Genomic DNA, 21461 nt, shown 5'->3' with positions numbered 1-21461 from the left:
GAAAGGGAGGGCATCCATTGCCCTCCCCTCCGCTGTCCACGCTCCCTGCGACAGTACTGACCAGGACCTCAAGTGGCCAGGATGAAGTCCGTCTGATCAACGGCCGCGCTGTTGACACCCACAAGGCGGATGGAGTCCGCTCCGATCCCAACCACCGTGTCTGCCCCGTCAGCCGTTATGGTCAGGCTGGGAGCGAACGTCGCGCTGCTGATCCCCATCGGCGTGAGATCGATCAAGTCCTGCCCTGCGGCCGGAGTGGCTCCGAAGTTCAGGATCGTATCGTTGCCGAAACCCGCGGCACCAAACACGAACGTATCGTTTCCGGCCACACCGCCACTCATCACATCGTTACCGCCAGCGCCGACGATGAAGTCGTTACCTGCACCACCCACGATCGTGTTGGCCAGCCCGTTGCCAGTGCCCACAAAGTTGCCACTGCCGCCGAAAAACAGATTCTCGACGCTGGCATCCAGGGTGTAGCTCGCGAGCGAGGTCCAGACCGTGTCGTTGCCGGCACCGACGTTCTCGCCTACCACGTCCCCGAGGTCGGTGACTTCGTAGATATCGCTGCCGGCACCGCCGACCATCGTGTCGGCACCGCCATTACCGATGAGGATGTCGTTACCCGCACCGCCCACGAGCGTGTTGGCCAGATCGTTGCCGGTACCCGCAAAGTTGCCGCTGCCGGCGAAAAACAGATTCTCGACGTTGGCACTCAGGGTGTAGCTCGCGAGCGAGGTCCAGACCGTGTCGCTGCCGGCACCGGCGAGCTCGACCGCCTGGTCCCCAAGGTCGGTGACTTCATAGATATCGCTGCCGCCACCGCCGGCCATCGTGTCGACACCTGCGCCACCGATGAGGACGTCGTTACCCGCACCGCCCGCCATCTCGTTGTTGAGCACGTTGCCGGTGCCCGCGAAGTTGCCGCTGCCGCCGAAAAACAGATTCTCGACGTTGGTACCCAGGCTGTAGCTCGCGAGCGAGGTCCAGACCGTGTCGTTGCCGTCACCGAGGTTCTCGCCTACCACGTCCCCAAGGTCGGTGACTTCGTAGATATCGTTGCCACCACCGCCGGCCATCGTGTCGGCACCTCCGGCACCGATGAGGATGTCGTTACCCGCACCGCCCACGATCGTGTTGTCGAGCACGTTGCCGCTGCCCGCGAAGTTGCCGCTGCCGCCGAAAAACAGATTGTCGACGTTGGCACTCAGGGTGTAGCTCGCGAGCGAAGTCCAGACCTCGTCGATGCCGCCACCGGCGAGCTCGGTCACCACGTCCCCAGCGTCGGTGACTTCGTAGATATCGTTGCCAATACCGCCGGCCATCGTGTCGGCACCGACGCCGCCGATGAGAACGTCATTGCCCGCGTCACCATTGAGGATGTCGTTGCCGCCCAAGCCGTTCAGGATGTCGTTGCCATCACCTCCGCTGGCCACGTCGTCGCCTGCCGTGCCGATGAAAATGTCGACACCGGCGGTACCGACAAACACATCACCGACCACTGTCGTTGGCGCGGAGAAGACCCGCTCCAGCGTGCCGAGGCCATCGGTGAAACTCGCGACAACGCGAAGGCTCAATCCGACCTGCGCCGGGGTCGGCGTGAAGGTCGAGCCCGTCGCGCCTGCAATGTCCGTGAAGGACACGCCGATACCCCCTACTTGCCACTGATGCGTGACCACCCCAACTCCGTTGGCGTCGGTGAACGCATCCGTAGCGGTCAAGGCCGAGCCTTCCGTCGGGGTCGTATCGCTGATCAGCACCGTGCCAACCGGCAGGACGTTGACGGGGCTGCCGCCGAGCGGTGCAGTTGGCGCGGTCTGCGCCGAGAATATGCTTTCCAGCACGCCGTGGCCGTCCTGATAGATGGCCCTGACGCGCAGCGCCAGCCCCAGCTCAGCCGCGGTCACCGTGAAGGTCGAGCCGGTGGCGGTTCCTAGCCCCCCTCCGAGCGCAATACCAATGTCGTCGAAGATACCGGTGCCTGGGTTCGTTTCAACCTGCCATACGAAGGCGATGGGACCGGGGATCGCACCGCCTACAGTGACATTGTCCGCATCGCTGACGGTGTCGGCCAACACCGTCAACACTTGGCCAACGGCCGGCGTGCCATCGCTGATCCTCAGCAAGCCCACCGGCTCGGCATTCAAGCCCGCCACCAGGACCCGCGACTGATCGGCGAACTGCAGCCGCTCGATACTGCTGAGCCTGTCAGTGCCGTCCCGACCGACGACGCTGTCGGCCACGGTGATCGTGCCGTCGGCGTTCTCGATGACGGTGTAGTCGGCCAGAAGGCCGGTGTACAGGGCCGTGTCGAAGGCGGGGGCATCCGTCAGGATCTCACGGACGGCGACGAGTTGGCCGGGGTTGTAGGTGCCGCTGAGCATGAGCGGCTCCAACTGGACCATGCTGTCGAACGTTGCGATCTCCGGACCTGTGCCATCAATGTTCTGCCGCACACTGATACGTACGTTGAGCCACTTGTCACCGTCGACCAGGTCATCGCCACCACCACCTTCGATGATGTCGCTGCCGCCGCCGCCGAGGACGATGTTGCCGGCGCCGAACTGATCGTCTGCCGTGCCCACAATGCCATCCGGGCCGGCTGCTGCGGTGCCGACGAACGAGCGCAGGCCGCTGACCAGGTCGAAGTTGGTGAGCACGCTGCCCTGAGCACCGGCAGCCGCGATCACGGTGGCATCGGCATCATCGCCACGCAGGATGTCGCTGAAGTGCGATCCCGTCAGACCTTCCACCAGTTGGAACCGAGCCACGGTTGCGGCCAACTCCGGCAGTGGCGGCGCGATAGCGATCTCGGCGAGGCTCAGGTCGACGGACACGCCGAACGGGTCGTCCTTGAAGCCGGCCCAGTCGTAACCGGAGCCACCCAGGTAGCGGTCCCCCGCGCCGCCGTTGCCGAACATGATATCGTCGCCACCTTCAGCCATGAATCTGTCGGGCGCGCCGGTGCCTATGAAGATGTCGTTACCGCGTATCAAGTCGAGCCCGTTCGGGTCGAAATTGTCGCCGGGAGCACCATCGGCGGTTCCCCTCTCGATCCAGTCGTCACCTTCGTTACCCATCAGTTGTTCGTCGGCGAGACTGCCCATGATGAAGTCGTCGCCCGCGCCGCCGAAGACCTCCGAGGAGTCCTCGCCGGTGACGATGAAGTCCTTGCCGAAGCCGCCAAGGTTCAGATTCACGCCGCTGCCACTGTGGATGACGTCGTTGCCGTCGCCGCCATGAATGGTGTCGTCGCCGCCCATGTCGGTGATGATGTCATCGCCGTCGCCCCCGACCATGAAGTCGTTGCCGTAGCCACCTTCGAGGCGGTCATTGGCACCGTCGCCATAGAGCGTGTCGTCGCCGTCGCCGGAAACGAGAATGTCATTGACGGCCGAGCCACCGAGCACCACATGGTCTTCGCCGGTGTACTGCAGGTAGTTGGTATCAGGGCCGACCGTCGCAGGGTTGTCCCGAATGACCAGCGGCGTGAGGAGGATGCCGCCGACAGGATCGGTATTACCGGGCAGGTCGTCGATGGTGCCCACGATGCCGTCCGGACCGGCAATCACACTCTCGTTGAACTGCCTGGCCGGGTCGACCTCCAGGGTAAAGGCCGGAGTCAAGAACATGACAGCTGGGAGGTGGGTCGCATCGGTGTTGGCCATCACCAGTCTCGCGAACGAGTTGTTCTCCAACTCGGTGACGAAGTTCAGCCCCGCATTGCGTTCCAGGTAGTAGAAGCGGTCGGCGTTCTGCAGCTTCTCCATCTGGGTCTCGAACACGAAGTTGAAGGTCGAGCCGAGCATGCCGCCAAACGGCATTTTTTCCTCGGCGAGGCCGCCGATCCAGAGGTCGATGTTGTCCAGACCGGTAATGGTGACGCCGGTCGGGCCACTCGCCCAGGCGCCGGTGCTATTGAGGAAGTCCAGCCGGTCCGCCGGCTCGCCGGCGCCGCCCAACACCAGGAGCGAGGCCGCGGCGCGCTTCCCGTCGAGCGTGGTGGCGCTGGTAATGGAAGCGTGCGTGCCATAGGCGGCGATGAAGTTGATCAGCGATTCCGGGTGCTTCAGGTGTTGCACCAAATCGGCCCAGCTGATGTAGGGCTTCAGGTTGCTGTCGCCGGTCGCGGTGTAGAACTCACGACGCGCCTCGTTCAGGGTCGGAATCCCGGTATCACGGCCGCGCGCGATGTTGATGGCGGGCAGGTCGAGCGGCAGGCCCAGCAAGTTGTTGCGCACCGCTTCAGTGACGAACTCATCGATCTCGTTGCCGACCTGGCGCGTCAAGCCGCGGACGATGGCACCGGCCGCCTGCTCCGGGGTCGGGCCGCTGGCCGCAAACGCCAGCGGATTGAGGAAGGCCTGAATCAGGCCGATCTCGCTCGAGGCGAAGTTGGGGTCCAGCCGGTCAATGGTCTCGGTCAGCATCGAGTGGCCGAGGCGGTAGACCGCGTGCGCGAACTCGGCGACGATCGCCGGGTCGATCTCGGTTTGATAATTCTGGTGTTCGCCAAGGAAGGGATCGATGTTCGGCTGAATGGTACGCGCGAACTCTTCGAACACCAGGTGCTGGTACTGCATCTCGGTACCGAATCTCGCCGCCTGGAACAGGCGCTCTCCGTTCCAGTGCAAGGCAGCGATCTCAGCCGCGGTTGTTGGCAACACCAACAATTGGGCATCAGGCATCAGCCACTGGTTCAGGAAGTTGACATCGTTGGAGGCGATGGCCACATCCTTGGTGTGCTGGACCAGACGGTTGTGCTCCGAGTGGAAAATCGCGTGGACGGTGGTCAGGCCGATGTTCTCGTTGACCCGGCCGTCACCGGCGATGTAGTGCGCGTCGAGCAGTTCGTTGTCGTAGAAGCCTGCGGCTACCGGTCCGCCGGCAACGAGGTCGGCATCGGCCGTCAGTGGCGCACCGGTCTGGCTGTCCACCGGAACGGCGCTGTGGGCGATATCGATGAGGAACTGGTGGCCGGTGCGCACGGCATTGACCAGGCTGATCGGCGCAGCAGGATTACCCTCGACGAGAACATCATCGGCGGTATCAGCAATACCATCCGGGCCCCTCATCATGACCATCGGGAAGCCGTTCGGGCCCTTGATGAAATTGCCGTAGGCGTCGGTGGCGAGCAGCGGCACGTTGTCGAAGTCGGCATCGGTAAGATTAATGCCAAGCAGATCGCGCGCCTGCGCCTTCACCACTTTCCAGGTGGCCATCCCACCGATTTCGACGTCGTCCGCAGTGCCGAACAGGCCATCGGCGCCCAGGTCACGATTGGTGATCAGCCTGCCGGTCGCCACCGGATCGCCGGCGGCATTGAACTCGTAGGCGCGCAGGAACACCTGGTGCGAAGGGTGCGAGGTATAGGTCTGGTTCTGGTCGACGAACGGCGTGGTGGTGTTTGAAGCCTCGTGGATGTCGTCGGCGGTGCCGAGGATGCCATCAGGCCCTGGCAGGTTGGTGGCCCGCGTCAGCACCATGAAGTTGGTCGGGCTGCCCGGAACGAACAGCGGATCGTCCGGCTGCAACGGGATGAACACCGTGCCGCTGCCGCCCTTGGTCACCAGGTCGAGGCCGTGGTCGAAGAACTGACCGAAGAAGGTCATCCACGGGTTGAACGGCGCGGACAGACCCACGTCCGGCGACTGGTTAGGCATGAAAAAGGTCTGGAAGGTCGTGCCGTCGGTACGGGTTCCAGTAATGACCTGCGCACCGTCCTTCAAGACATCGTCAACCGTGCCGAGGATGCCATCCAGACCGGGATCGAACGCGGCCGCGACCGCTGCCGGGTTGTTGGCGGTGTTGTCGGCGATCAGATTGCTGATGGTCCGTGGCTGCGAGTCAGTCACCAGGCCGCTGGTCTGAGCGTAAGAGGTTCCCGCTTCCGCCGTATCGAACTGCGCCGGAACCAGTCGCGGGAAGAGCGTGTCGGCTGCACCGAACTCGGTCTGACCCGCCACCAGGTTGTTGAGCGACCCGTCGACCGTGCGCAGGCCCAAAGGCAACCGTGCATTCGGCAGCAAGCCGAGGAGATCCTCACCGGCTGCATTCCTTTCCGAGATCAGAATCTGGTCGAGAATGAACTGCAGATCGGCCCGGATATAGTGCACACCCGTGCTGGCGACCGGAGTCTCGGCCGGCAGCGGGGCTGCCGCTGGCGGAGCAACGCCGGCTACGACCGCTGCGGTTGGAGCAGAGAACGCAGTCTCAAGCACACCATTTTGATCCTTGTAGACGGCCCTGACGCGCAATTCCAGCCCGGCGAGATCCGGGGTCACCCTGAAGGTCGGCCCGGTTACGTGCGCCAATGCTGCGCCCCCGTCCGCAAGACGGGTGATGTCCTGAAAGACGCCCGTACCCGGGACTGCTTCGAACTGCCAGTAGAAGGCGATCGGTCCGGTGATGGCACCGCCGGCGTTGTCGGCATCGGTCACGTCGGCAGCCGATACCCTCAGCAGTTGACCCGTGGTCGGCGTAGCGTCCGGGGTGTTGCTGGCAGCGTCAAGGATGGTCAGCAAGCCCAGCGGGTCGTTGTTGAGCCCGACCCCGCCAGGCAGGGTGAGCGACTGATCGTTGAACTGCAGCCGCTCGATATTGGTCAGGCGGTCGGTGCCGTCGCGACCGACGACGCTGTCGACCACGGTGGTCACGCCGCCCACAGTGGTGACGGTATAGTCGAGCTGGTTGCCAGTGAACAAGGCCGTATCGAAGGCGGGGGCATCCGTCAGGATCTCGCGGACGATGACCAACTGACCGGGGTTGTAGGTGCCATTGAGCATGAACGGGATCATGGACTCCATGCTGTCGAAGGTGGCAATCTCCGGCCCGGTTCCGTCAAGGTTCTGGCGCACGCTGATGCGCACATTCAGCCACATGTCGCCGTCGATCAGGTCGTCACCGCCGCGGCCTTCGATGATGTCGCTGCCACCGCCGCCGAGGAGGATGTTGCCCGCGCCGAACTGATCGTCTGCCGTGCCCACGATACCGTCCGGGCCGGCTGCAGCCGCGCCAAGAAACGCCCGCAGACCGTTGACGAGGTCAATATTGGTGAGCACGCTGCCTGGGACACCGGCAGCGGCGATCGCGAGCGCGTCGGCATCATCGCCGGTCAGCATGTCGCTGAACGCCGACCCCGACAGTCCTTCCACCTCGGGGAACTTGGTATGCACGCCTGCAACCGAAGGCGACAGGGCCGATTGTTCGAAGGCGATGCGGGTCATGTCCACAGTCACGCCGAAACGATCATCCTTGTAGGTGGCCCAGTCGAAACCGGACATGCCCAACATCTTGTCCGGGCCCTCACTGCCGATGAAGATGTCATCGCCGCCTTCACCGATCATTTCATCGAAGCCGCCGTCACCGCTGAAGACGTCGTTGCCGCCGGTCAACTCTTCCAGCAAAGCCAGTGGCAGGTTACCGGCGAAATTGTCGCCGGGGGAGCCGTCCTGGGTCCCGACCTCGATCCAGTCGTCGCCATCGCCGCCCATCATTTGTCCGTTCAGCCGGCTGCCGAGCATGAAGTCATCGCCGGCGCCGCCGAAGACCTCCGAAAAGTCCTCGCCGGTGACGATGAAATCGTTGCCGGCGCCGCCGAGGATGATATTGATGCCGTTGCCGCCGTGGATGACGTCGTTGCCGGCCCCGCCGTGGATGACGTCGTCGCCGCCCATGTCGGTGATGATGTCATCGCCATCGCCACCCTCAATCTCGTCATTGCCGTAGCCGCCTTCGAGGCGATCATTACCGGCGTCGCCCCAGAGCGTGTCGTCGCCGGCGCCAGAGACAAGAATGTCATTGCCGGCGGTACCGCCGAGCACGACATGGTCTTCGCCGGTGTACTGCAGGTAGTTGGTATCGGGACCGACCGTCGCGGGGTTGTCGCGAATGACAAGCGGTGTGATCTCGACCCCGTTGATCATCATGCCGCCAGTGGGATCGGCACGGCCATCGACGCCGAGCCCCGTGTGCTGCAGGGTCGGATCGACCTCGAGCGTCCAGGTCGGGGTCGAGAAGATTAGGCCCGGGAGATGGGTCGCGTCGGTGTTGAGCATCACCATCTTGGCGAACGAGTTGTTCTCGAGCTCGCTCAGGAAGTTGAGTCCCTGGGTGCGGTGCAGGTAGTAGAGCCGGTCGCCGTTTTGCAGCTTCTCGAGCTGGTCCTCGAAGACGAAGTTGAAAGTCGAGCCGAGCATGCCGCCGAACGGCATTTTTTCCTCGGCCAGGCCGCCGATCCAGAAGTCGATGTCATCAACGCCGGAGATGGTGAAGTCGTCTGCGGTGTTCGGAATACCGTCCGCCCCGGCGTTGTTCGCCCAGACACCGGTGCTGTGGAGGAAGTCCAGGCGATCCACCGGCTCACCGACGCCGCCCAACACCAGGAGCGTGGCCGCTGCGCGTTTCGCGTCGAGCGTGGTGGCGCTGGTAATGGAGGCGTGCGTGCCGTAGGCGGCGATGAAGTTGATCAGCGATTCCGGGTGCTTCAGGTGTTGCACCAAATCGACCCAGCTGGTGTAGGGCTTCAGCTGGCTGTCGCCGGTGCCGGCGTAGAATTCACGGCGCGCCGCGTTCAAGGACGGGATGCCGGTATCGCGGCCGCGCGCGATGTTGAGGGCGGGCAGGTCGAGCGGCAGGCCCAGCAAGTTATTGCGCACCGCTTCGGTGACGAACTCATCGATCTCATTGCCGACCTGGCGCGTCAAGCCGCGGACGATGGCGCCGGCCGCCTGCTCCGGGGTCGGGCCGCTGGTCGCAAACGCCAGCGGGTTGAGGAAGGCCTGAATCAGGCCGATCTCGCTGGAGACGAAGTTGGGGTCCAGCCGGTCAATGGTCTCGGTCAGCATCGAGTGGCCGAAGCGAAAGACCGTGTGCGCGAACTCGGCGACGATCGACGGATTGATTGTGTCATCGAAGTCAAGGAAGGCATCGACCTGCGGTTGAATGGTGCGCGCGAACTCTTCGAACACCAGGTGCTGATACTGCATCTCGGTGCCGAATTTCGCCGCCTGGAACAGGCGCTCACCGTTCCAGTTCAAGGTCGACAGATCAGCAGGAACAGCCGTGACGGGCGTCAGCAGCCACTGGTTCAGGAACGTCAGGTCGCCGGCGGCCGCTGAGGCGAGGACCGTGTCCTTGGTCTGCTGGACCAGCCGGTTGTGCTCCGAGTGGAAGATGGAGTGGACGGTGGTCAGGCCGATGTTCTCGTTGACCCGGCCGTCGCCGGCGATGTAGTGCGCGTCGAGCAGCTCGTTGTCGTAGAAGCCTGCGGCCACCGGGCCGCCGGCAACGAGGTCGGCATCGGCCGACAGTGGCGCACCGGTCTGGCTGTCCACCGGGCTGGCATTGTGCGCGATGTCGATGAGGAACTGGTGACCGGTGCGGATCGCCAGCGATGCATCGATCGGCGCCAGCGGATTGCCCTCGAGCAAGCCGGTCGCGGTCACGATCTGCGCAAAGCCGTTCGCCCCCCGAATGAAGTTGCCGTACGCGTCGGTCGCCAACAGCGGCAGGTCGAGGACGTCGAGATCGTCGAGATCGATGCCAAGCATGTCGCGCGCCTGCGCCTTCACCACTTTCCAGGTGGCCATGCCGCCGATTTCGACGTCGTCGGCAGTGCCGAACAGGCCATCGGCGCCCAGGTCACGATTGGTGATCAGCTTGCCGGTCGCCACCGGCTTGCCGGCGGCATCGAGTTCATAGGCACGCAGGAACACCTGATGCGAGGGATGCGAGCTGTAGGTCTGGTTCTGATCGACGAATGGCGTGGTGGTGTTTGAAGCCTCGTGGATGTCGTCGGCGGTGCCCAGGATGCCATCGGGCCCGGGCAGGTTGGTGGCCCGCGTCAACACCATGAAGTTGGTCGGGCTGCCCGGGACGAACAGCGGATCGTCCGGCTGCAGCGGGATGAACACCGTGCCGCTGCCGCCCTTGGTCACCAGATCGAGGCCATGATCGAAGAACTGACCGAAGAACGTCATCCAGGGATTGAACGGTGCAGACAGACCCACGTCCGGCGACTGGTTAGGAATGAAAAAGGTCTGGAAGATCGTGCCGTCGGTACGGGTTCCAGTAACGACCTGCGCACCGTCCTTCAAGACATCGTCAACCGTGCCGAGGATGCCATCCAGACCGGGATCGAACGTGGCCGCGACCGCCGCCGGGTTGTTGGCGGTATTGTCGACGATCAGGTTGCTGATGGTGCGTGGCTGCGAGTCGATCACCAGGCCGCTGGTCTGGGTGTAAGAGGTGCCCGCCTCAGCCGGGCGGAAGACTGGAGTGGTCATGCGCGGGAAAATGTTGTCGGCTGCGCCGAACTCGCTCTGACCGAATCTCAGGTTGTTAAACGTCCCGTCGACCGTGCGCAGACCGAAAGCAAATTCCGGGTTCGGTATCAGGCTGGCGAGCGACTGGCCAGCAGTATCCGCTTCCGCGATGAAAATCTGCTGGAGAATGAACTCCAGGTCCGACTTGTTGAAATTGGCCATTTTGGATTGCCCTCGATCTGTCTGGGTAAAGGCACGGGACGAGAAAATCCTCCCGCGCCCAGTCAAGTGCTGGCTTGCGCAGCTTGTTAGTCATGTTTTTTTGCGAGAGCTCTGGCGTTAGCCCGGACCCGGGATACGCGCCTGGAATTCGCGTAGTGAATTGCTCGCCGGTCGATCAGGCAGAGCGGATACGAGCCATGGGCGGGCCATGGAATCTGGAAGTGAAGGCGAACGTCCTGGACAGCCCCATCCCTCTGAAAAAGCACGAAATGAGCGACATGATTCTGCTCCTCTCGGGAGAACCACCGCGCCTTGCGTTGCCAAAGCGATGGCAAGCTTCAGGCGGGCGCCCCCCCCGATAACTAAAACTAAAGTTCCATAGCAGATCTTTGTCAATATTACGTCGCTAAAACAGACGACTGGTGTTTTTTCCTCACAACTAGCTGTTTTTAAAAGACATATAGGCGGTTGAGTGCAGGTATAGAGCGAAATGTTATTTCGATTTGTTTCTCCGCCACCTACGCTGCTGCATAAGGGAGCAACGCAGCGATTTCGGAAGACTCGCCATCCATAGAGCGACCAGCCTGCGTGTCCACTAGCTGTTTACGGAACTACATTTACCGTTAGCTGTTGCGCCACAAGGGCAACCGGCTTTTCGAAGTGGGAGGACCAACATGCCCAAGCAGTCGAGCATCCGTTCAGAACTGGCCGACGCGCTCTTTCGCCTGCGCCGCAGTTTTTATTCGCTGGCTGCGTTCAGCGGTGTCATAAACGTCATGATGTTGACGCCAGCTATTTATATGCTGCAGGTTTACGATCGAGCCCTGGTCAGTCGCAACGTCACGACGCTGACGATGCTGACTGTCCTGGTAGTAGGTCTGTTCTTGCTGATGTCCACGCTGGAAATGGTCCGCACCCGCGTACTGATCCGGGTCGGCAACTGCCTCGACATGGACCTCAACCGACGCATTTTCACTGCTGCATTCGAGCGCAACCTGAACCGCGCCGGAGGTAACCCGGCCCAGGCCCTGCAAGACCTCGCGCAGGTTCGTCAATTCGTCACCGGCAACTCCCTGTTCGCTTTCTTCGATGCACCCTGGACGCCTATCTACCTGCTGGTCGCCTATTTGATTCACCCGATACTCGGACTGATCACGCTGATCGGCTCGCTGATTCTGGTAGCCCTGGCCTGGCTCACTGAAAAGGCGACGCAGAAGCCGCTGGCCGAAGCCAATCAGGCCGCCCTCTCCTCCGGCCAGTACGCCAACAACAACCTGCGCAACGCCGAGGTCATCGAGGCCATGGGCATGCTGCCGTCGATCAGCAAGCGCTGGTACCAAAGCCATTTGCGCATTCTGGAAATGCAAACCCTGGCCTCCGATCGTGCCGCCTTGATCAGCAGCACCGGGCGCTTCGTGCGGATCACTTTGCAGTCGCTGATCCTCGGCGCCGGCGCGCTGCTGGCGATCGAAGGCAAGATCACCCCGGGGATGATGATTGCCTGCTCGATCCTCACCGGCCGCGCACTGGGTCCGGTGGAACAGGTCATCGCGTCGTGGAAGCAATTGCTCGGCTGCCGTTCGGCCTGGGGCCGGCTCAACGAGATGCTGCAAGACTTTCCGCGCCGGCCACCGAGCATGTCGCTGCAGCGGCCAATGGGCATGCTGGCGGTGGAGAATGTGTATGCCGGTGCCCCGGGGACCACCAACACGATTCTGCGCGGTGTGAGCTTCAGCCTTGTCCCCGGCGAAAGCCTTGGCATTATCGGTCCGTCCGCCTCGGGCAAATCCACCCTCGCCCGCCTGCTGGTTGGCGTCTGGCCGACGCAGGCCGGCAAGGTGCGCCTGGACGGCGCGGACATCTTCAACTGGAACAAGGGCGAACTTGGCCCCTGGCTCGGCTACCTGCCACAGGACGTGGAGCTGTTCGAGGGCACCATCGCCGACAACATTGCGCGCTTTGGCGAAGTGGACAGCGAAGCGGTCATCCGCGCCGCCAAGATCACTGGCGTGCACGAGATGATCCTGCGTTTTCCGCAGGGTTATGACACCCGCCTGGGCACCGATGGCAGCCCGCTATCCGGCGGCCAGAAGCAGCGCATCGCCTTGGCCCGCGCGCTGTATGGCGAGCCCAATCTGATCGTGCTGGACGAACCGAACGCCAACCTCGACGACGTCGGCGAAAAGGCCTTGGTCGATGCTCTGGCCGAACTCAAGGGCCGTGGCGCCACCGTCATTCTGATTTCTCACCGTCCCAACGTACTCTGTGCCGTCGATAAGGTGCTGATGCTGCGCGACGGCGGCGTGCAGATGCTAGGTACGCGCGATGAGGTATTCGCAGCGCTGCGCAAGGCCAGTGTGATCCCTGCAGGCGCATCAACTCCGCTGGCCTCCGTCAAAGCACGGGAGTGACCGATCATGCAAATGAGCCAACATACCGAGATGATTACTGCCGATCCCAGGAGCGTGGTAGACCTGGACGTCGGCAAACCCGCGCGGTGGGGCGTGTGGCTGGTGCTTGCCGGCTTCGGCGGCTTCCTCCTGTGGTCCTGGCTGGCGCCACTGGATGCCGGCGTGGTAGCGACAGGCACGGTCAAGGTCACCAGCAATCGCAAAGCCGTGCAGCATCTGAGCGGCGGTACCGTGGAGGCCATTCTCGTTCGCGAAGGCGATCTGGTGACAAAAGGCCAGGAGGTGGTCCGCCTCGATTCACTGCGTGCCGCTGCCGAACAGGGGGCGGTCAGCGCCCAGTACATCGTCAGCAAGACGGTGGAAAACCGTCTGGAAGCGGAACGTGACGACCGCGATGTGGTGAACTTCGATCCTGAACTGCTCAAGCGATTCAAGGATGACCACCGCCTCGAAGCCGCCATGGACCTGCAACAGCGCCTGCTCGACACCCGGCGCGCCGGTCTCGCTGGCGAAATCAGCATCCTGCAGGAGAACCTGGCGGCGTCGGCAGTGCAGCTCAAGGGCCTGCAGCAGGTCTATAGCGCCCGCGCCTCTCAGATCAGTTTCCTCAACCAGGAACTGCAAGGCACCCGCGTGCTGACGGCCGAAGGCTATGTGCCGCGCAACCGCCTGCTTGAGCTGGAGCGCAGCAACGCCGACCTCGCCGCCGGCCAGGCCGAGAACCTCAACAACATCGCCCGGGTGCGTAGCCAGACCACCGAAATCAAGCTGCGCATCCTGCAGCGCCAGCACGATTACCTGAAGGAAGTCGAGTCGCAGCTGACGGAAACCGCCAAGGAAAACACTACCCTGGCCGACCGCTTGCGCGCCCTCGACTACGAAGTGACCCACACGGTGATTCGTTCGCCGATCGACGGCATGGTCCAGGCCCTGAGCATCGCAACCGTCGGCGGGATCATTCAGCCCGGCTTCAAGATCATGGAAATCGTTCCGGTCAACGAACCGTTGCAGGTCGACGCGATGATTCCCGTGCAGGCCATCGACAAGATGTTCCCCGGCCTGCCCGTGGACATTTCCTTCCCGGCTTTCAACCATGCCCAGACGCCAAACATCCCCGGCCGCGTGATGACCATCTCCGCCGACCGTCTGATGGACGAGGAAAGCAAGCAGCCGTTCTATCTGGCCCAAGTGGAAGTCACCCCCGATGGCATGAGCCTGCTTGGCACCAATCACATTCGCCCCGGTATGCCCGCCAGCGTCACCATTAAGACCGGCGAACGCAATATGTTGAGCTATCTTCTTAAACCAATGCTCGAACGTGTGGACAGCTCATTCAAGGAACAATGAAATGGACCGTCATTGCCTGCTCTTCTGCCTGCTGGGGTTGGCCTTGCCGGCCGACGCCATGGACCTCAAGCAAGCCTGGGATCTGTTGCAGTTCCAGGGCCCTATCTACCAGGCCGCCGTGCATGAAAAAAAGGCCGGCGGGGAAAACCGCGCTATCGGCAAGGCCGGCCTGCTACCGCAGATCAATGCCTCGGCCTACGACAACAAGGTCAACGGCACACAACGCCAGAGCGGTATCGAAAGAGATCTCGACTACGACTCCAAGGGCGCTAACGTGCGCCTGCGCCAACCACTGTTCAACAAACAGAAAATGGCCGAATACCGCCAGGGTCAGCAGCGTGCCGACTACAGCAACGCAGTATTCGATGCCAAGAGCCAGGACGCCGCGGTGCGCTTGGCCGAAAGCTATTTCGATGTGCTCCTGGCCAGCGAAACCATCACCCTGGCCAAGTCCAAGCTGAACGCCTTCGACGAACAACTCGCCTCGGCGAAACGGCGCCTGGAACTGGGGGCCGGCACCGTCACCGACGTCGACGAGTCGACCGCTCGCCGCGACCTCGCCGAAGCCGAACTGATCGAAGCGCAAGACAACCTGATCAACGCGCGCCGCAAGCTCGAGGAATACATCGGTGAAACCCCCGAATCGCTGACCACCTTGCGTCCGAATTTCGATACACCACCGCTGCAGCCGAGCAACCTGCAGGAGTGGTTGGTCAAAGCCCAGACCGACAGCCCCCTGCTCCATGCGCGCCGCTATAGCCGCAACCTCGCCGAGGAAGAAGTGAAGCGCGCCAGGGCCGGCCACTGGCCAACCCTGGATTTCGTTGCCGGCTACACCGCGGGTGAGAGCCAATCACTCTCCGAGCTGAATCAACGCAACCGCTACAGTTCGGTCGGACTGGAAGTCAATTTCCCGCTGTTCAGCGGTGGCGGCGTCAGCGCGCTGACACGCCAGGCCAGTGCCAATAGCGACAAGGCCTCGGATGAACTGGACGCCGCACGACAGGAAGTCATCACTGGAACCACCCGTGAGTATCAAGGCATCCTGAGCGGCGCCAAACGCATTCGCGCGCTGGAGAAGGCCGTAGCGTCCAACGAACGCTCACTGGCATCGTCACGCAAGGGTTTCAAGGAGGGCGGCACCAGCACCAACTCGGACGTTCTCAATGCCGAAGAACTGCTCTTCGTCGCACGCCACGATCTGTTCGAGGCCAAGTTGCGCTATTTGATGTCGCGCCTGCGCCTGGCCTCTTCGGTGGGCAGCCTGGGCGACGACGATATCGACCAGATCAACAACTACCTCGGCCCGGAACTGCTGGTCACCAACTGACGCTCACCTGCCGGTCGGTCAAGCCGAATGATGGCAGACCGGCGCCCCTCCTCCCAAGATCCCCATCCAGCCATTCATGGCCGCGTCGCGGCGCAGAAAGGCAGCCGCCAGCGAAAAAAACAGCCAACGCTTGAAATTTGCCCACTAAGGCCTTGATTCCCTTTATGCTCGAACCGGTTCCAGGCTGTAAACTGTTTCCCCATGCGCAAACTTTTGTACCTGACATTTTCCATGGCGTTGCTCGCCGCCCTCACGACCTACGCGATGTGGGCCGCAGACCGGCCGGTGGGTCATTACCTTTCGGATCTGCGGATCAACCTGGCTGTCGACCAGGGCACGCCTGCGGACCGTGGCAATCTGTTGGGCATTCAGCCCGAACTGTTTCCCACCGATTATCAAAGCCCCGAGCGTTTGCACCGCAAGCTCGCGGCCTATCTGCAAGCAGCCCGGGACCAGGGTCTGTTGAACGGCAAGACCGTCGTCGTGTTGCCGGAGCACGTCGGTACCTGGCTGATGGTCAGCGGCGAGAAGGATGAGCTGTATCAGGCCAGCACCCTCAAGGAGGCCATGAACTGGCTGGCGGTGAGCAATCCCCTGAAGTTCGCCAAGGCGTTGATCAGCGCCGAGGGTGGCAACCGTCTGGACGATGCCCACCTGCGCATGAAAGCCAAGGCGATGGCCAGAGACTACCAGGCATTGTTCGGAGGGCTGGCCAGGGAATTCCACGTGACGCTGGTGGCGGGTTCCATCGTACTGCCCGAACCGAGCATCATCGACGGCACCTTGAGAATCGGCCGCGGCGCGCTGTACAACAGCAGCGTGGTGTTCAACAGCGAGGGCCTGCCGATCGGCCAGCCCCAGCGCCAGATACACCCGTTCTTCGCAGAACAGAACGGGATCAAGGCGAACGGCGAGCACTCGCTCAATGTCGTTGATACCCCCGCCGGAAGGCTGGGCGTATTGATCGGTCACGACAGCTGGTACCCGGAAAACTACCTCAAGCTCAACGACCAAAGCGTACAACTGGTCGCGGTACCGGCCTTTGTTGCCGGCCGTGGCACCTGGGATCAACCGTGGCGTGGCTACAGGGGCTCGTCAGCGCCGACATCGGTCATCTTGAAGCCTGGAGAAGTCAGTGAAGGCCAGGCCTGGCAGCGCCTGAATCTCACGACCCGGACACCTGCCAGTCAAGCCGTCGCTGGCATGAGTGTGTTCCTGCGGGGTCAGTTCTGGGATCAGGGCAGCGCCGGACACAGTTTCCTCAGCAGCAACGGCCAGCATTTTGCCGACGGCAATGCCCATGGTGCGCGTTTGCTGAACCTCTGGTTGTAGCCATGAAGCCGCAGCCGATGCGCCTGGGCGATCTGTCGGTGGGCTTTGTTCATAGCCTGGCCGATGCCGTGCGCAGTCATGGCGTCGATCCTCAACCACTGCTCGATCAATACGGCCTAGATGCCGGACGCCTGAGCGAAGCCGGTGCCCGACTGTCGATACCGCGCTACATGCGCCTGGGCCACAGCGCCATTCAACTGACCGGCAACCCGGCCCTTGGTTTGCGCATGGGCCAGCTCAGTCGCCTGAGTCAGGCTGGCCTTGCTGGCGTCACTGCGGCCCAGGCGCCGACGGTACGTGAAGCCGCCCGCTGCCTGATTCGATTCGAAGCCTTGTATGGCTCCAATTATCGGGGTCAATCAAGCTTTCACGAAGACGCCCAGGGCGCCTGGCTGCGCTTCTATTCGATCAGCCCCTATAACGCCTACAACCGCTTTGTGGTGGATTCGATCATCGCCGGCTGGTTGCAGCAATTGTCCAGTGTCAGCCCTGCCCCGCTGCGCGCCGAACGCATCGAGATCGAATTCGAGGAGCCCGGTTACCGCACGGCCTATGACGTGTTGGGTGACTGTCCGATTCAGTTTGGCGGCGAGCGCAATCAACTGCGCTTGAGCCTGGAAAGTCTCGCCCAGCGCAACCCCGAGCATTGCCCGAGTACTTGGCGGCATTTGCTGCAACTGTGTGAGCGAGAACTGGAACAACTGACACGCACCCGCAGCCTGCGCGAACGCATCATCGCGCTACTGGGACCCTTGCTCAATGGTGGCCGGGAACCCGACCTGCAAGAGGTGGCGGCACGCCTGAAGCTGCCCACCTGGACCCTGCGCCGCAAGCTCGCCGAAGAAGGCACGCAGTTTCGTGCAATTCTCAACGACACCCGTCGCGACCTGGCCATGACCTACATACGCGACACCGAACTGGCGTTCGGAGAGATCGCCTACCTGCTGGGTTTTGCCTCAGCCGAAGCGTTTCAACGCGCATACAAACGCTGGAACGGACAGACCCCCGGCGAATTTCGCCGCAGTCATCGCCAATCCGCCTGATGCCTACAACTCGGTAGCGTCTTCCGCCGGCTCCAGTGGGTCCAGTTCGAAAGCCTGGTACTCGAGTAGCTCTTCTTGATAATCGTCCATTTTTGAATCCCCCAACCCATACTGAAAAACGTCTGAATAAATGACCAATTCCCAGAGCATAAAGTGCCCGCGTGAAAGAAAAATGACGCGGACACGACACTCTGTCGCTACTGAATAAAACGTAGCAGCTGGTCAGGAATTTATCATCGGATTTTTTCGCGGGAGGCCACAGAACAGTGGTCTTGGTTGACGAGGGTCAATCTTTTGGCTGGCCACGGGATCGGGTCATCCGACCCGATCCCGTGACGTCTCGATCACTGACCTGAGGCAGGCATCGCCGGGATGGGTTCGCTCGGCGCAGGCAAGTCACTCGGGTTCGACGGTGGCGTGACGATTTCCTGGAACGATGCAGGCTCTACACGCTCGATCGGCGTGATCGGCGCCGCTTCAGGAGGCGGGGCAACCGGCTCGGAAGCCGCTGGAGCCGCCTCAATGGATGCAGGTGCAGGTGCAGGCGCCGGTGCAGCAGGCTCTACAGCGGGAGCTGCTGCCGGGGCAGGTGCCAGTGGTGCCGGCGCTGCCTGGGCTTCAGGCATGCCCAGGTCCGTTTTCGGCTTTTCGGGGATGTGCGCAGCCTTTTTCGCTTCCGGCGGCAGGAACAGTTCGACCAGTGCGAAGAAACGCTCGTAGAACTTGGCAGACGATACGGTTTCGCTGGCGACCTTGACCATCGAGTCATCGGAGGAGCCGATCGGCATCGACACCGAGCCCAACACACCCACACCGAGACTGGCGGAGTTGTTGGTCTTCTTCAGCGCATAACGATCCTGCAGGGCGTTGGCGAATACGGTCGCGTGGTGCCCTTCGCTGCCGTCATCGGTACAGACCACGCTGAAGCTGATCTCCATGTGGTTCTCGCCGGTCTGCTGGAAGCTCTTGTGACCGCTGACCAGCTTCGAATCGTTACTGGTGATGATGTAACCCTGGCTGAGCAAGGCACGACGAGCGGCTTCACAGCTCTGGGTATCGGTGACCGGATAGTTTCGGGAAAAGGTACCGGAGTCGTCGAAATTCTCATGCTCATAGATGGCGGTCTTGTTCGATGAACAACCGGCCGCAGTAGCAAGCACGGCTGCCAGCCCGACAACCCGCATGGGAAGTGATTTAAACATTGAACATCCTGAGGAAAACGGTTCGGGGCATATTGTGCAACAGATCGATGCTTAGCGGAGCATCGATCGTGTCTTAAAACGGTTACAGGCTGATTGACCCCGGTTTTGCGCAAAAGTCACCGCGGCAAGTGACGTACGGCCAAACAAAAAGACCCCGGCCTTCCGGCCGGGGTCTTTTGTGCAGCGCTAAACCTGATCAGGCATCAGTAACGCTTGATTTCCGCCTGGCTTTCCAGCTGCTTGCGGTAAGCCGCGAAGTCTTGCTGGCCAATGCGCGAAGCGAGGTAGCGACGATACTGTGCTTTCTCTTCTTCGGTCGGCGCCGCTGCTTCGTTCACGCCATTGAGGCGCACGATCATCAGGTTGCCATCACCCAGCGTCACGCTGGTGAAGGTCGGCTTGTCCTTGGACGCAGGCTTCGCCATGCGGAACAGCGCTTGCAGCACCGCAGGGTCGACCCCTTCCTGAGCACGAGTCGCCGCTTCCGTGACTTTCCAGGCCTGGCCGTCGACCGCCTGATCCAGCGGGGTCTTGCCATCGCGCAGGCTGGCAATCAGGGCGTCAGCCTTGGTCTTGGCATCGGCGCTGGCGTGTTCCTTGGCCAATTGCACACGGATCGCAGCAGAGACGCTTTCCAGCGGCAATTGCGAAGGCTTCAGGTGCTCCTTGGCACGCAACACGACCACGGTTTCCGGATCGAGCTCGATGGCAGTGCTGTTCGCACCCTCATCCAGGACCTCCGGGCTGAACGCGGCAGTGATCACGGCACGGTTGGCTGCAATACCCTCACCACCTTCACGGCCGAACGGCTTGGACGTGTGGACGTTCAGTTTCAGGTCTTGTGCCGGTTGCGCCAGGTCCGACGCTTCGAATGAAGCGTCTTCCAGTTGCTTGGTCGCCTCGACAAAACGCTGTTCGACCTGCTGGGCCTTCAATTCGCGGGTCAGCTTGTCTTTCAGGCTGGCGAATGTCGGAACTTCAGGCGCTTCCACGCCCAACAGCTTGATCAGGTGGAACCCAAAATCGGTGCGAACCGGCGCGGAAACCTGGTCCTTGGCCAACGAATACAGGGCTTTCTCGAACGCCGGGTCGTAGACGCCAGGACCGGCATAACCCAGGTCACCGCCGTTGTTCGCCGAACCCGGATCCTGGGAGAATTCCTTGGCCAGCGCCTCGAATTTCTCGCCCTTGGCCAGACGAGCCTGGATCTCTTCGATCTTCGCCTTGGCTTGCGCCTCGGTGGTCTTGTCATTCACTTCAATCAGAATGTGCGCCGCCTGGCGTTGCTCGGACAGGTTCGCGATTTCTTTCTGATAGGCCGCCTGCAGGTCTTCGTCATTGACGCTGACCTGATCGAAGAAGGAAGCCTTCTTCAGCTCGAGGTAATCGATGACCACCTGATCCGGCGTCATGAATTCCTTGGCGTGCTCGTCGTAGTAGGCCTTGACCTCATCGTCGGTCAGCTTCACCGCTGCCGGGTCGGCCTTGATGTTCAGCGAGGCGAAATCGCGGGTCTGTTTTTCCAGACGGGCAAACGCCAGTACCTGTGCATCGGTCACGAAACCGCTACCGGCGAGACCGGCACGCAGCTGACCAATCAGCATTTCCTGAGCCAGCATCTGGCGGAATTGCATGCGGGTATAGCCGAGTTGGCGAATCACCTGGTCGAAACGCTCGGAGCTGAACTTGCCATCCACCTGAAACTCAGGCGTTTGCAGGATGACCTGATCCAGAGCCGCTTCGGAAAAGGCGAATTTCGAGTTTTCTGCGCCTTGCAGCAGCAGTTTGCGATCGATCAGGCCCTTGAGAGCCGACTCGCGCAGCATTTTTTCATCGAGCAAGGAAGCATCGAAATCCTTGCCCAGCTGTTGCATGAGCTGACGGCGTTGCATATCGACCGCCTGGCTCAGTTCGTTCTGGCTGATTTCTTCGCCATTGACCTTCGCCGCTTCATTCGTGTTCGTCGTGGCCTGAAAAATGGCGTCGAAACCGGTCAAAGCCATCAGTGCAACGATGACCCCGATAATAGTCTTGGCAATCCAGCCTTGTGAATTGTCCCTGATATTCTGCAGCATGCGTCCCCCAGAAACGGTTGAACTTCAAAAATTAGGCAACCGTGGAGCGTGGGTAGAATCCGGATAGAAGAAAGGCGCATCCGAGGATGCGCCTTCTCGTAACTGGCGGAGCGGATCGAGGGGCTCGAACTGGCGACCCTCGGTGTCTTGAACCGGCGACCTGCAGTCAGGACTGCCGCTCCGCTGCCAAGTCAGGCATGACCCCGACCCGGATGGGTAAAAACCTGAATCGAA

The 21461-nt window shown here is 61.8% G+C and carries 8 protein-coding genes; 5 read left to right on the top strand and 3 right to left on the bottom strand.

The window, feature by feature from the left end:
- Positions 1-68: 68 nt before the first annotated feature.
- On the bottom strand, positions 69-10487 hold the full coding sequence (locus KGA98_RS23550; RefSeq protein ID WP_223504069.1) for a peroxidase family protein: 10419 nt from the start codon (positions 10485-10487) through the stop codon (positions 69-71).
- 674 nt (positions 10488-11161) lie between these two features.
- Between KGA98_RS23550 and KGA98_RS23545 the strand changes: the two genes are divergently transcribed.
- The 5 genes from KGA98_RS23545 to KGA98_RS23525 all read left to right on the top strand — a co-directional run bounded on the left by KGA98_RS23545 (position 11162) and on the right by KGA98_RS23525 (position 17950).
- Positions 11162-12898, top strand: a complete 1737-nt coding sequence (locus KGA98_RS23545; RefSeq protein ID WP_150812576.1) for a type I secretion system permease/ATPase — start codon at positions 11162-11164, stop codon at positions 12896-12898.
- A gap of 6 nt (positions 12899-12904) precedes the next feature.
- Positions 12905-14245, top strand: a complete 1341-nt coding sequence (locus KGA98_RS23540; protein WP_223504067.1) for an HlyD family type I secretion periplasmic adaptor subunit — start codon at positions 12905-12907, stop codon at positions 14243-14245.
- 1 nt (position 14246) lies between these two features.
- Positions 14247-15575: a TolC family outer membrane protein gene (locus tag KGA98_RS23535; protein WP_223504065.1), complete on the top strand. Its 1329-nt coding sequence runs from the start codon at positions 14247-14249 to the stop codon at positions 15573-15575.
- A gap of 201 nt (positions 15576-15776) precedes the next feature.
- Entirely contained in the window at positions 15777-16907 is a 1131-nt protein-coding gene (locus KGA98_RS23530) for a carbon-nitrogen hydrolase family protein (RefSeq protein ID WP_223504063.1), read from the top strand.
- A gap of 2 nt (positions 16908-16909) precedes the next feature.
- Positions 16910-17950: an AraC family transcriptional regulator gene (locus KGA98_RS23525; protein ID WP_223504061.1), complete on the top strand. Its 1041-nt coding sequence runs from the start codon at positions 16910-16912 to the stop codon at positions 17948-17950.
- Positions 17951-18294: 344 nt separating this feature from the next.
- On the opposite strand, the gene KGA98_RS23520 is transcribed toward KGA98_RS23525, so the two are convergent.
- Both KGA98_RS23520 and KGA98_RS23515 read right to left on the bottom strand, forming a co-directional pair.
- A complete protein-coding gene (locus KGA98_RS23520; protein ID WP_223504059.1) occupies positions 18295-19152 on the bottom strand; it encodes a DUF2242 domain-containing protein in 858 nt (285 codons plus the stop codon).
- A gap of 203 nt (positions 19153-19355) precedes the next feature.
- Positions 19356-21227 (bottom strand): SurA N-terminal domain-containing protein, encoded by a 1872-nt coding sequence (locus KGA98_RS23515; RefSeq protein WP_223504057.1) that lies wholly within the window; start codon positions 21225-21227, stop codon positions 19356-19358.
- Between the last annotated feature and the right edge of the window lie 234 nt (positions 21228-21461).

Origin of the sequence: Pseudomonas sp. BF-R-24 (genome assembly GCF_019947335.1) — a bacterium.
Lineage (GTDB): Bacteria > Pseudomonadota > Gammaproteobacteria > Pseudomonadales > Pseudomonadaceae > Aquipseudomonas > Aquipseudomonas jessenii.
The sequence above is the reverse complement of the archived record's forward strand: the minus strand, read 5'-3'. Positions and strand labels throughout refer to the sequence as shown.